The 13667-nt window shown below is 70.7% G+C and carries 7 protein-coding genes; 6 read left to right on the top strand and 1 reads right to left on the bottom strand.

The window, feature by feature from the left end; all coding sequences use genetic code 11:
* The first annotated feature begins 242 nt into the window (after window positions 1-242).
* From mutL to tsaB, 5 genes are all read left to right on the top strand, one after another.
* Window positions 243-2018, top strand: coding sequence for a DNA mismatch repair endonuclease MutL (gene mutL, locus KF823_06185; protein ID MBX3725491.1), 1776 nt, complete (start codon window positions 243-245; stop codon window positions 2016-2018).
* 44 nt (window positions 2019-2062) lie between these two features.
* Window positions 2063-2977 (top strand): DUF1684 domain-containing protein, encoded by a 915-nt coding sequence (locus tag KF823_06180; protein ID MBX3725490.1) that lies wholly within the window; start codon window positions 2063-2065, stop codon window positions 2975-2977.
* A gap of 7 nt (window positions 2978-2984) precedes the next feature.
* Complete coding sequence (locus KF823_06175) at window positions 2985-4979, top strand: hypothetical protein (protein ID MBX3725489.1); 1995 nt, start codon at window positions 2985-2987, stop codon at window positions 4977-4979.
* Between the two features lie 398 nt (window positions 4980-5377).
* Window positions 5378-9760, top strand: coding sequence for a choice-of-anchor J domain-containing protein (locus tag KF823_06170; protein ID MBX3725488.1), 4383 nt, complete (start codon window positions 5378-5380; stop codon window positions 9758-9760).
* Between the two features lie 349 nt (window positions 9761-10109).
* A complete protein-coding gene (gene tsaB / locus KF823_06165) occupies window positions 10110-10766 on the top strand; it encodes a tRNA (adenosine(37)-N6)-threonylcarbamoyltransferase complex dimerization subunit type 1 TsaB (GenBank protein MBX3725487.1) in 657 nt (218 codons plus the stop codon).
* A gap of 289 nt (window positions 10767-11055) precedes the next feature.
* On the opposite strand, the gene KF823_06160 is transcribed toward tsaB, so the two are convergent.
* Window positions 11056-11970 (bottom strand): DMT family transporter, encoded by a 915-nt coding sequence (locus KF823_06160; GenBank protein MBX3725486.1) that lies wholly within the window; start codon window positions 11968-11970, stop codon window positions 11056-11058.
* 231 nt (window positions 11971-12201) lie between these two features.
* On the opposite strand from KF823_06160, the gene KF823_06155 reads away from it, so the two are divergent.
* Window positions 12202-13416: a threonine/serine exporter family protein gene (locus KF823_06155; protein ID MBX3725485.1), complete on the top strand. Its 1215-nt coding sequence runs from the start codon at window positions 12202-12204 to the stop codon at window positions 13414-13416.
* Window positions 13417-13667 lie beyond the last annotated feature (251 nt).

The following is a 13667-nucleotide window of genomic DNA, read 5'->3' as shown; positions in this document are numbered from 1 at the left end:
CGGACCGACCGCAGAGATCGACGTGCCCGTCTATAAAAAACAAGGGCATGACGACAATTCTTGAGGCATGGGTCCAGCCAGTGGCGACGCAGCCGGGCTCTGGCTGCCTGCTCGCCCGGATGTTGGGTGAGCACGCGTTGCGAGGCCATCGAACTGCGCGCCGTGGCGCGTAGTTCGACGGCCGCAGTAGCGGTCTCATCCATCAACTGGGCTAAAGTCGCGTGCCAGCAACGCCCCAGCCGATGGCCATCCGCGTCCTGCCCGACCCCCTGATCAACCAGATCGCCGCCGGCGAGGTCGTGGAGCGGCCTGCCGCCGTGGTCCGGGAACTGCTGGACAACGCGCTCGACGCCGGCGCCGATCGCATCGATGTCGACCTCGAGGCCGGCGGCAGCCGCCTGGTGCGTGTGCGCGACAATGGCGCCGGCATCGGTTCCGACGAGCTCGCACTGGCGCTGACCCGGCACGCGACCAGCAAGATCGCCACCCTGGACGACCTGCTGCGGGTCGGCAGCCTCGGATTCCGGGGCGAGGCGCTGCCCTCGATCGCCTCGGTCTCGCGCTTCGCCCTGGTGTCCCGAACGGCAGGCGATGAACACGGCTGGCGGATCGAGGCCGAGCACGGCCGCATTGGCGCGCCGGCGCCGGCGGCCCACCCGCCGGGCACCACGGTCGAAGTCCGCGATCTGTTTTTCAACGTCCCGGCGCGCCGCAAGTTCCTGCGCACCGAGCGCACCGAGTTCGGCCACGTCGAGCACTGGCTGCGCACGGTGGCCCTGGGCCGTCCCGGGGTGGCGTTCCGGCTGACCCACAACGGCCGTGCCACGCTCATCCTGAAGCCGGCCGCGACACCCTTCGACGCGCAACGCCTGGACGCCCTGCTCGATGCCGGCTTCGTCGAGGCCGCCGTCCAGGTCGACGTCGCTGTGGCGGGCATGCGGCTGCACGGCCTGCTCGGCGCCCCGGCCAGTGCCCGCGGCCAGGCCGACCTGCAGTACTTCTACGTCAACGGCCGGCCGGTGCGGGACCGCGTGGTTGCGCATGCCGTGCGCCAGGCCTATGCCGACGTCCTGCATCACGGCCGCCATCCGGCCTACGTCCTGTTCCTGGAACTCGATCCCGCGGCGGTGGACGTCAACGTCCATCCGGCCAAGGCCGAGGTGCGCTTCCGCGACAGTCGCCTGGTCCACGACGTGCTGTTCCGGAGCCTGCACGAAGCCCTGGCCGGCACCCGTGCCGGGCAGGCCGCGACCGCCGCGCCCGCGGCTGCGCTGGCCTGGCCGGGTGCGGCCGCCGCGGCGAGCGGCGCCGCCTGGAACCCGGGCCGCCAGGGTGGTCTCGGACTGCAGGTGGCCGAAGTGCTGCCGGCCTGGGCCAGCCTCTACGGGTCCTCCGACCGCGCGCCTCTCCCGCTCCAGGCCGCAGAGGGCGAGCCGCCACCGCTGGGCTATGCGCTGGCCCAGCTCCATGGCATCTATGTGCTTGCCCAGAACAGCCGCGGCCTGGTCCTGGTCGACATGCACGCCGCCCACGAGCGCATCACCTACGAGCGCCTCAAGCACCAGCACGACGCCCGCGCCGTGATTGGCCAGCGCCTGCTGGTGCCGGTCGCCATCGAACCCGGCCCGCGTGCCCTGGCGGCGCTCGACGAGCATGCCGAGACGCTTGCCAGCCTGGGTTTCGACATCGTCGCGAGCGGCCCCGGGCAGGCCCGGGTGCTGGGCGTGCCGACCCTGCTGGCCGGCGGCGATGTCGCCGACCTGGCGGTGCGCGTACTGTCCGACCTGGCCGAGCACGGCAGCAGCCGGATCGGCGAGGAGGCGCGCAACGAACTGCTGTCGACCATGGCCTGCCATGGCTCGGTGCGCGCAAACCGCGCGCTCACCGTGGCCGAGATGAATGCCTTGCTGCGCGACATGGAAGCCACCGAGCGCTCCGGCCAGTGCAATCATGGCCGCCCGACCTGGGTGGAACTGCCGGTCGCCGATCTCGACCGGCTGTTCCTGCGCGGGCGCTGAGCCGCGCACGCACCGGGCGCCGGCTGGCGGCTACACTCGCTGCCATGAACACCCGTCTGCGAATTTCGTTGGCGTACATCGCCGCCTGCCTCGTGGCCGCTCCGGGCGCGCCGCTGTCGGCGGCGGACTGGCGTGCCGAGCTTGACGGCTGGCGCGCACAACGCGCGGCCGGGCTCGCGGCGCCGACCGGTTGGCTGAACCTGATCGGCCTGCACTGGCTGGATGGCAGGCCGGTGGTGCTGGGCGCCATCGGTGCCGACCTGGTCGTCGAGGATCTGCCGCCCGTGCTGGGCACGCTGTCGCGCGATGCCGCCGGCGAGTGGACGCTTGCGCTTGCCGAGGGTGTGCAGGCCGAGGTCGACGGTGCGACTGTGACCGGCCCGGTCGCCATGACCAGCGACCGCGGCGCCAGCCCGGAACGCCCGCAGACCCGCCTGCGCCATGGCCCGGTGCGCATGGCCCTGATCGAGCGCGGCACGCGCACCGGCCTGCGCATTTGGCATGCGGACGCGGCGGCGAAGGCTGGCCATGCCGGGCTGACCTGGTATCCGCCCGATCCGGACTGGCGCCTGGAGGCGCGATGGCAGGCCCATCCCCCCGGCCGCACCCTGGACATCGCGACCGTGATCGACACCATCGAGCCGATGGCCAATCCCGGCGCCCTGGTCTTCGAGCACGGCGGCCGCAGCCATCGCATCGAGACGCTGCGCGAGGAGGGCTCGGAGCAGCTGTTCCTGATCTTCGCCGACCGCACCAGCGGACGGGCCACCTACGGCGCCGGACGCTACCTGTACACCGCACTGCCCGACGACCAGGGCCGGGTGGCGCTGGACTTCAACCGCGCCTACAACCCGCCGTGCGCCTACACGGCCTTCGCCACCTGCCCTTTGCCGCCGCCGGAGAACCGCCTGGACCTGCGCATCGAGGCCGGCGAGCGGGCCTACGGCAAGCCCGAGTAGACCGGCCATGGCAGGCAAGCGACGCGGTCCGCGCCCCGCAGCGCCGGCACCGGTGGACCCGGCGCCGGCGGCGCTGCCGCGGGCCCGCTGGCTGCTGCCTGCACTGGGCCTGCTGGTCGCGGCCGGGCTGCTGATACTCCTTGCCGCACTGTTCGTCGAGCGTCGGGCGCTCAATGCGCCGTTCGATCCCGCCACAGCGCACTTCACCGGCTCTGCGGCCTGCCAGGATTGCCATGGCGACCGTCATGAGACCTGGTACGCCACCTATCACCGGACCATGACCCAAGAGGCCACCGCCGAGACCGTGCAGGGCCGCTTCGATGGCCAGGCCCTGGACTACTGGGGCGTGCGGGTGCGGCCGGTGACCCGCGACGGCGCGTTCTGGTTCGACTACGAGGACCTCGACACCGGCGAATCGCTGGGCAGCCAGCGGATCGTCCGCACGGTCGGCTCGCACCGCTACCAGCAGTACCTCAGCCGCCTGTCGGAGGACGAGACCCACGTCCGGCTGCACTACCTGTGGCATGCCGGCGAGCAGCGCTGGGTGCACATGAACGCCGCCTTCCTCGGGCCGGACGACCAGGACTTCAACGCCAACGTCGCGATCTGGAACCAGAACTGCATCTTCTGCCACAACACCGGGCCGCAGCCCAACATCAGCAACTACGACGAAATGCGCCGGCGCGCCGCCGCCGGCGAACCGGTCAACGTCGGCACCGACAGCCGCTTCGACTCGAAGGTCGCCGAGCTGGGCATCTCCTGCGAGACCTGCCACGGCCCGGGCAGCGAACACGTCGAACGGGCCGGCAGCGCCTTCACCCGGCTGGCGATGCGCGCCAACCGCGGCCGCGACGCCAGCATCGTCAACCCGGACAACATCGACCCGGTGCGCGCCACCGAGGTCTGCGGCCAGTGCCATGGCCAGCGCACTCCCAAGCCGCACCTGGTGCGGACCTGGGTGGAGACCGGTCCCACCTATCGCGCCGGACAGGACCTGCATGCGCATGTCGATGCGGTCTGGAAGCACACCCGGGCGCCGGTGGCCGGCCAGGAGGACCTGTTCGCCCTGCGCTTCTGGGGCGACGGCACCCCCCGGTTGAGCGCCTACGAGTATCAGGGCCTGCTGCTGTCGGCCTGCCACCAGCAGGCCCAGCTGTCCTGCATCGATTGCCACACCGTTCACGGCGGCGATCCGGCCGGACAGATCACCGATCGCAACCGCGGCAACGCGCCCTGCCTGGACTGCCATCGTGAGTACCGGCCGGAGGCGGCGCTGGCCGAGCACACCCGCCATGCACCCGACGGCGAAGGCTCGCTCTGCTATGGATGTCACATGCCACAGGTGAAGTACGGCGTGATGACCATCCATCGCAGCCACCGCATCGAGGTGCCCGACGCCGCCCGCGATGCCGCCGCCGGCCGCCCCAACGCCTGTCTCAACTGCCACCTGGAGCAGTCGGCGCAGTGGGCCGCGGACACGCTGGCGGCCTGGGCCGGCCGCCCTGTGGCCAGCCTGCCCGGCCGCGCGGACGGCCTGGATCCCGGCAGCGCCGAGGCGGCGGCGATCCTTGCCGGCGATCCCGTGCAGAAGGCGGTGCTCGCCTTCCAGGCGGGTCGGCTGCCCGACGGCGTCAGCGGCCGCGACCGGGCGTTCCTGGTGCCCTTCCTGCTCGAGGCGATGGCCGACATCTATCCGTCCAGCCGCCGCTTCGCCTGGCACAGCCTGGCTTCGCTGCTGGACGCCTGGCCGGCGCCGGTGCCGGCGGACGTTGCGGCGATGCGCACCCGCCTGGCCGAGTTCGACTACATAGGGCCGCTCGCCGGCCGCGAGGCGGTGCGAAACCACCTGGTCGGTCACTGGCAGGCGCTTGATCGCGCCGACTGGCCGCCCCCTCCGCCAGCCACCGGGCTGGACGACGGCTGGCTTCTGGACCCGGCGACCAGCGCGAGGCTGGTGGAACTGGGCCGCCGCCAGGACAAGATGATCAACATCGGCGAGTAGCGCGGCCCGCGATCTGCTTGGGGTCGGGTCTGAGCCTATGGTCCGGGAGCGGGGAGCAGGGAGCTAGGGAGCAGGGAGCCGCGCCAGCCACGCGCAGGCGCGCCCTGGCGGGGTAGGCCCCGTTTCGTTTCGTCCCGCCATTCGCCCGGTCTGGCGCATCGACAGCCTACCGGCTCTACGAGGCGGCTCGTCGAAGGCCTGTCCTGACGTGGCTCAAAGGTCCAGAGCGCTCGACAGGCCAGCCTGAACCAGAACTTGCTGCATCGCAGCAACACACCTTGTGATTCAGTTGGTGTTATAAGACGTGCTGGCCGCGAAGGGGTACCAGCCCCGGGCAGGCCCTGTCGTCCGTGTTTCGGGCGTTCGTGCGTTCCAGATCAAGTCGAGGGACAAGTCAGATGCGCAATTTCCTGCGAGGTAGTTTGTTGGCCGCCGCGATGGGCGTCGGCCTTGGTGGAGGGGCGATTACCGTCGGCACTGCGCACGCGCAGCTGCAGGCCAACCCGGCCCTCCAGACGTGGCTGATCGAGTTCGTCGAGCCGGGTCTCGTCGAATTCCAACGCGACCTGCGTGGCATCAGCGGCGACAAGTTCAATCCGCGCGAGCCCAACACCCAGGCCTACATGAGTGAGCTGATGGCCATCCAGGCCGAGCGCAAGGCCGACCTGGAGCGCGCCGCCGGCCGCAGCATCGAGTTCACCCACCACTACCTCGCCACCCACAGCGGTGTCGCGGCGCGCCTGAGCGCCGACGAGGCAGAGGCCCTGCGTGGCCTTCCCGGCGTCGCCCGCGTCGAGATCGACGTGCCGCAGCAGCTCGACACCTTCAACGGCCCGACCTTCATCGGCGCCGGCGGCATCTGGGACGGCAGCAACGTGCCCTCCGGTGCGAACGCCCGCGGCAATGGCATGGTCGCGGCGATCCTGGACAGCGGCCTGGTCTCGGTGACCCACCCGTCCTTCGCCAACGACGCCGCCTGCGGATTCAGCGCCAGCAATCCGAAGGTCCTGTCCAACCTGGACTGCTCCAGCACCGACGGCACCGGCCTGTGCAACGGCGGCAACCCGACCGACACAAACGGCCACGGTTCGCACACCGCCAGCACCGTCGCCGGCAACGTTGTGACTGCCGCCGCCACCCCGGCGCCGGTCCTGCCGCCGGGCTTCACCTACATCTCGGGTGTCGCGCCCTGCGCGAAGATCCGCTCCTACAAGACCTGCCCCGGCACCAACTGCCCGGGTGCCGACATCCAGGCGGGCATGAACAGCGTGCTGCTGCATGGCGACGCCGATGTCATGAACTTCTCGATCTCCGGCGGCACCAGCCCCTGGACCGACAACGACCGCCGCAAGCTCGATCTGGTCGACGCCGGCGTGTTCGTTGCGGCTTCGGCCGGCAACACCAGCGCCGCTGTGCCAAACCCGATCGGCCAGGTGAACCACCGCGGCCCGTGGGTTCTGAGCGTCGCCGCATCGACCCATGATGCGCAGTCCAGCATGCTGGTCTCGGCCAGCGGTCCGGGCACGCCCCCGGGCAACACCCAGAACATCGCCGCCAGCAAGGGCAGCGAGTCGCCGAACGCATCCAGCGCCACCAACCTGCCGATCCGTCGCTTCACCGGCCAGCCCGAGGCCTTCGAAGGCTGCACCGCCGGTGCCGATGGCGCGCCCGGCGACCTGACGCCGTTCCCGGCCGGCTTCTTCAACGGCGCCGCCGCGCTGATCAGCCGTGGTACCTGCCCGTTCACCACCAAGATCACCAACGCGTTCAACGCCGGCGCGGCCCTGGTCATCATCCGCAACAACCAGGCTGCCGCGTTCAGCATGAACACCGCCGGCCAGCCGAACGTCCCGGCCTACTCGATCGAGCAGGCGCCGGGCAATGCCCTGCGCGACTTCGTGACCGCCAACCCGACCACGGCGACCATCAATACCGACGTCGTCAATGGCGACGTGCTGGCGGGCTTCAGCCTGCGCGGCCCGACCCCGGCGCCGCTGGCCGACCTGACCAAGCCGGACATCACCGCGCCGGGCGTCAGCATCTACGCCGCCTACGTCGGTGCGGCGGGCTACGCCTCGATCAGCGGCACCTCGATGTCCGGTCCGCATGCGGCCGGCTCGGCCCTGCTGATCAAGCAGGTGCAGCCGACCTGGACCGATGCCGAGATCAAGTCGGCGCTGATGATGACCGCCGTGAAGGCGGGTCGTAAGGACAACATCCTGAGCGACTGGGACTGGGATGACGTCGGCAGCGGCCGCGTCGACCTGACCAAGGCGGCCCGTGCCGGCCTGGTCATGCACGAGACCACCGCCAACTACCTGGCCGCCAACCCGGCACTCGCGGGCGACGTCAAGACCCTGAACATCGCGGCCGTGCGCAACATGAACTGCACGCCGAGCTGCTCCTGGACCCGTACCGTGCGCAACACCCTGCCGGGTGCCAGCAGCTGGACCGCGGCCGGTGCCAACATCACCCCGGGCTTCGACATCACTGTTGCGCCGAGCAGCTTCAGCTTCACCGGCGCCGGCATCCGTCCGGTCGATACCGTGTTCTTCAACGGCTTCGATCAGCCGGCGGCCGTCGAGACCCAGGTCCTGACCATCACCGCGACCCCGACCACCAACCTGACCGCTGCGGTCGCCTTCGGCGAGGTCAACCTGACCGAGACCGGGGCCCGCTCGCCGCAGCAGCACATCACCGTCGCCATCCGTGGCGAGGGTGGCGCCGGTTCGCCGCAGATCCAGGTGACCCCGGCCAGCGTGGCGGCGACCGGCGATGCCGGCGGCGCAACGGTGACGGCACCGCTGAGCATCGGCAACGTCGGCGGCGGCACCCTGAACTGGAGCATCGCCGAGGCGCCGGCCAACAGCATCGTGCTGTCGCTGGATGGCGAAAAGGGCACCAATGGCGCGGTTCCCGCCGGCGGCTCGCCGATCACCCTGCAAGTCGACGACGGGTCGGCTGAGAACGGCATCGGCCTTACCGGTGGCGCACAGTTCCTGTGGTTCAATCGCTTCACCCCGACACCGGGTGACTTCCCGATCACGCTGAACCAGGTGCAGATCCTGTTCCGTACCGCCGATGCGGTGCCGGTGGGGAGCAACTTCGACGTCTACATCTACAGCGACGCCGATGGCAACCCGGCCAATGGTGCGACCTTCGTGGCCGGCGTCACCGGCAACGCGATCACCGCGCTGGACGTGTTCAACACCGTCAATCTGCCTGCCGGGACGACCATCAATGGCCCGGGAGATATTCTTGTCGGCGTGGTCAACCGCTCCGGCATGGATCAGGCGAGCCAGTTCCCGGCGTCCATCGACCAGACCGCCAGCCAGGGTCGCTCCTGGGCAGGCTTCGGCGCCGTGCCTGCCAATCCGCCGGTACTGCCGATGCCGACCATGGGTGTGATCGATACTTTGGCGCCCTCGCTGGCCGGCAACTGGATGGTGCGCGCCACCGGTACCACCAGCGGCGGCCCCGGCCTGCCCTGCGACAACCCGGCTGACGTGCCGTGGCTGAGCGTGTCCCCGACCGCGGGTGCCACCGCTGGTGGTGCCAGCAGCCCGGTCACCGTCAGCATGAACCCGGCCAGCCTCACCGCCGGCACCTACAACGCCAACCTGTGCGTGACCAGCAACGACGCGGCTACCCCGCTGGTGTCGGTGCCGGTGGTGTTCACCGTCGAGTCTGGCGGCGAGCCGCCGGAGATCGTGGTGTTCGACAACGTCAACTTCGCTCCGCCCGCCACAGCGGTCGGCGGCTCGATCCAGTGGTCGACCGGCGACACCTGCGCCTGCGACACCACGCCGTATGACTTCAACGTGTGGCTGTCCGGCGGCAACGTGGCGTTCTTCTGGCCGGGCACCGCCACCCGTGGCGGCGTGGTCGACGGCACCGAGTACCGCATCCTGGTGCCGGGCGACACGATCGATGCCGCCTCGACCTTCGGCACCGCGCTGGGTGCGGCGAATGCGATCCGCTGGCGTGCCGGAGCCGATGGCTACCTGGGCTTCCGCTTCGTGAACCCGACGACCAGCGCGGTCAACTACGGCTACGCCCGGATCCAGAGCACCGGCCCGACTGGCTTCCCGCTGACCATCGTCAGCTACGCCTACAACCGCCTGGGCAATCCGATCACGATTCCCTCGCCGTCGGTGACCCTGGACGAGGGCTTCGAGGACATCACCACCCTGCCGGGTGATGGCTGGATCATCCAGAACAACTCGGTGCCCGCGGGTACCGCGTCCTGGTTCCAGGGCAACGGCGGCGTCTTCCCCGCCCACCAGGGTGGCCCGACCGAATACATCGGCGTGAACTTCAACAGCGTTGGCGGTGCCAACACCATCAGCAACTGGCTGGTGTCGCCGCTGCTGACCTTCAACAACGCCTCTTCGGTCAGCTTCTGGACCCGCCGCGTCACCGATGAGAGCTTCCCGGACCGCATGCAGGTTCGGCTGTGCACCACGGCGCCGTGCACCGATCTCGGTGCCGGTGCGGCGGGCGTAGGCGGGTTCACCACCATGCTCCTGGAGATCAACCCGACCCAGACCGCCGGTGGCTTCCCGACTGCGTGGACGCAGTTCACGCTGACCACGGTGGACGGGCTGCCCACGTCCGGCCAGGGCCGCGTGGCGTTCCGCTACTACGTGGAGAATGGTGGACCGTCGGGCACGGCGTCCGACTACATCGGCATCGACACGGTGTCGATCACGGCCGGTGCGATCTCGAACGTCGGTGGCGAGATCCGCGGGTCGGTGGCGAATGTGGGCGACGCCCGCTGACGCTTAGCTGACATCGAGTGTCCTTCGGGGCGGGGAGAAATCCCCGCCCCGTTTTGTTTGTGGGATTGCGAACCGCCGCGGTCCTTCGCCCCGCCCTGGCAGACGCGTCCGGTCCGGCTGCGACATCGGCACACCGACGCCGGGACGCACCGGATGCCGCCCCTCGTCGCCGTCTCCGGCCGCACTCGCCCAGCTGCGGCCCTCGGCAAGCGCCCGGCATCGCCGCCACCCTCGGCCGTTGTGGCACGCTTGCGAACCTGCCCGGCGCCGCCTGGCGTTGCCAGCAATGCGGGAGGCGAGACGGATGGGCGTGGTTCTGGCGATCGAAACCGGGGGAGAACACAGCTCCGTGGCCCTGCTCCGCGAAGGGCAGGTGCTGGGCCAGACACAGCTGGGCGAGCCTCGGGAGCAGTCCAGGCGGCTGCTGCCCTGCATCGAGCACCTGCTGTCTCATGCGTCGGTTGCGCACACCGGACTCGAGGCCGTCGCAGTCGCGATCGGCCCGGGTGCCTTCACCGGCATTCGGCTGGGCCTGTCGGTGGCGCAGGGTCTGGCCCTGGCCTGGCAGGTGCCGCTGCGGCCGGTCTCCAGCCTGGCCGGGCTGGCCTGGCCGGGTCGGAACGGTGACCTCCCGGTCCTGGCCGTGCTCGATGCCCGGATGGGCGAGGTCTATGCCGCGTGGTACCGCGCCGATGCCAGCGGCGGTATCGCCCTTCACGGCGGCGAACTTCTGTGCCGACCCGAGGAGGTCGACGCTGGCCCAGCGCAACAGGGCTGGCGGGTAGCGGGCTCCGGCTGGCCGGCGCATTCCGCTTCGTTGCGTACCCGCCTGGGCGAACCCCTTGAGGTACTCGGCCTCGGAAGTGCGGGGGCGGTCGCGATCGGCGCAATCGCCTTGCACCTGGGCGCTGCGCTGAACCGGGATCCAGGCCGGATCGAGCCAGCCTACCTGCGCGACAAGGTCGCCCTGACCACCGCCGAGCGCGCTGCCGAACCCCGGGGCTGAGCAAGCCTCCTGGTTGCGAATGCGTTGTCCGGAGCGCGACGCGGCACGATGGCTGCGCCTTCACATCGTCCTTCCGGCGCCTGTCGTGCTGTCGGCGCGTCGAATCCAGGTGCTGCTCCCTCGGCAAGCCGCCCCGAACGGCCGAAGCCAGCAGGCTGCCCTCGACGACTCGCCGTCCTCGACCGACGGGCCGGCGTTGCGGTTCGCCACCAGACAAGGACTTCCGTCGCTCCGGCTGCGGCGTCCCTCGGTGGGAGCCCACGACCTGACGGTCAGGGGGTTGGCATGCTCACCGGACCATCAGCACCACCCCGGCAAGCGTGACCAGCACGCCAAGCACGCGCCGGCGGCTGAGCGCCTCGCCCAGGAACATGGCGGCGAACACGACGATGAAGATCGACGCGGTCTCGTTGAGGATCGAGGCCACCGAGGCATCGGTGTACTTGTAACCGCCCAGCCACATCGCCATCGACAGGTATTGCCCGACCAGGGCGGCGACCAACAGCACCGCCCAGCGGGTTGGCGCGCCGCCGCCTGCCGCCTGCCTGCGCAGGGTGGGCGAGATCGCGACCAGGGCCAGCAGGCCGAGCACGGCGCCCAGCACGCGCAGCAGGACGATCCACCAGAACGGCTCGGTTTCCAGCACGCGCTTGACCATGACGATGGCGACGGCCATCAGCGCCACCGACAGCGCGCCGGTCGCCACGCCGCGCCGGACCTGGGCCGGGGTCAGCGTTGACAGGCGATCCGGCGTGTTGACCAGCAGCACGCCGGCCATGACCAGGACGAAGCCGGCCACCTGCCAGAACCCCAGGCGTTCGCCAAGGAACACGAAGGACAGCGCAATGACGAACGGGCTGTACAGGTTGCCGACCACGCCCATGCGACCCGCACCCAGGGTGTTGAGCGCCTTGAGGTACAGCGTGTCGGCGACGGCGATGCCGATCACGCCGCTGGCCAGCACGGTGACCAGCACCTGCGGCGACAACCGCGGCCAGGTCAGCGGCGTCAGACCCAGCCACGACGCCAGGGGCGAGGCCAGCAGCGCCACGGTCAGCGCGGACAGGGCGAGTACGATCAGGTTCTTGAGCAGGCACAGGCGCAGCGGCGGCAGGTGCTCGCCCAGCCGTTTGTAGATAATGACGCCCACCGCCCACGCCAGCGCGCAACCGAGCGACAGGGCCTCGCCGAGACCGATGACCATGACCGCGGCACGCTATCTCATCCGCCCCGGCGCGGCCATCGCCGCGCGCGGCACGGGGCGGGTCGGTCCCGCTCGGGGTCGCGCCTTGCAGGCGGCCGGGGCCGGCCGCCTGCGCCGGGCGCCGGCACCGGTCGCCCGGCCATGAAGCCCTGGCTGCCCGGCTGGTCCCCTGCGCCGCGCCGGCCATCCGCCGGACGCGGCGAGCCCGGCCTGAGCGCCCGCCAGGCCGATATGGTGCGCCGCGTGCGCTTCATCGTGGAAATGGCGCGCAGCCTGCATCGCTACGGAACCCCAGCGCCGCGCCTGGAGAATGCGGTCAGCCAGGTCGCCGACACCATCGGTCTGGTCTGCAACATCAATTCCAACCCGACCTCCCTGCTGTTCTCGTTCCGGGAGCAGGGTGGCCCGGAGACCGTGCTCGAGGAGGTCACCCGCGTGGTTCGGCTGGAACCGGGCGGCCTGGACCTCAAGCGACTGACCCTGGCCGATGCCGTGGTCGAAAGCGTGCTTGCCGGGGCATTGGATGTCGACGACGGGTATGCCCGCCTGCTGGAGATCGAGGCGATGTCCGGCATGGACGGTCGCCTGGTGCTGGCCGCCTACGGCCTGATCGGCGCGGCACTGGCGGTCCTGCTCGCGCGCGGCTGGGCGGACGTGCTGGCCGCCGGCGCCATCAGCCTGGTGGTGGGCGTGGTGGCGGAGGCCTGTGCGCGGCGCCCCAACCTGGCGCCGTCCACCGAGGCGGTGTGCGCGCTGGTCGCCACGGTCCTGGCCTACGGGGTCAGCGAGCTGGTCCAGCCGCTGTCCGTGCAGACCGTGGTGCTGTCCAGCCTGATCGTGCTGCTGCCCGGCCTGGCATTGACCACGGCGATCAACGAGTTGGCGACCCAGCACCTGGTCTCCGGCGTCGCCCGGTTCGCCGGCGCGTTCGCGGTCCTGCTCAAGCTGACCTTCGGCGTGGTCGCCGGCACCCAGGTCTGCCACCTGATGGGCTGGACCACGGCGGCCAGCGACGTGGCGGCGGTGCCGGGCTGGGTGCTGTGGCCGGCACTGGCCGGCGCCGCATTCGGGTTCGCGGTCAGCTTCCGCGCGGCCTGGCGGGATTTTCCGCTGGTCATGGCCGCGGCGATCGGCAGCTACCTGCTGACCCGCTGGTTCGGCAGCAGCATCGGCAATGGCGCGGGCGTGTTCATCGCCGCCCTGGTGGCCTGCGCCGCCGGCAACCTCTACGCCCGGCTCTGGCGACGTCCCGGCGCCCTGATCCGCCTGCCCGGCATCATCCTCCTGGTGCCCGGCAGCGTCGGCTTCCGCAGCCTCACCCACGCCTTCGAGCGCGACATCTTCCTCAGCCTCGACACCGGCTTCACCCTGCTGTCGATCCTTATCACCCTGGTCGCAGGCCTGCTGTTCGGCAACCTGCTGGTGCCACCGCGGCGGTCGTTGTGAGGGGTGGGGACCGGGGACCGGGGACCGGGGACCGGGGACCAGGGACCAGGGACCAGGGACCAGGGACCAGGGACCAGGGACCAGGGACCAGGGACCAGGGACCAGGGACCAGGGACCAGGGACCAGGGGCCAGGGGCCAGGGGCCAGGGGCCAGGGGCCAGGGGCCAGGGGCCAGGGGCCAGGGGCCAGGGGCCAGGGGAGCAGGGAGCAGGGAGCAGGGAGCAGGGAGCAGGGAGCAGGGAGCAGGGAGC

It is taken from the genome of Lysobacterales bacterium (genome assembly GCA_019634735.1).
GTDB lineage: Bacteria > Pseudomonadota > Gammaproteobacteria > Xanthomonadales > UBA2363 > Pseudofulvimonas.
This window is presented reverse-complemented; position numbering and strand designations above follow the sequence as displayed.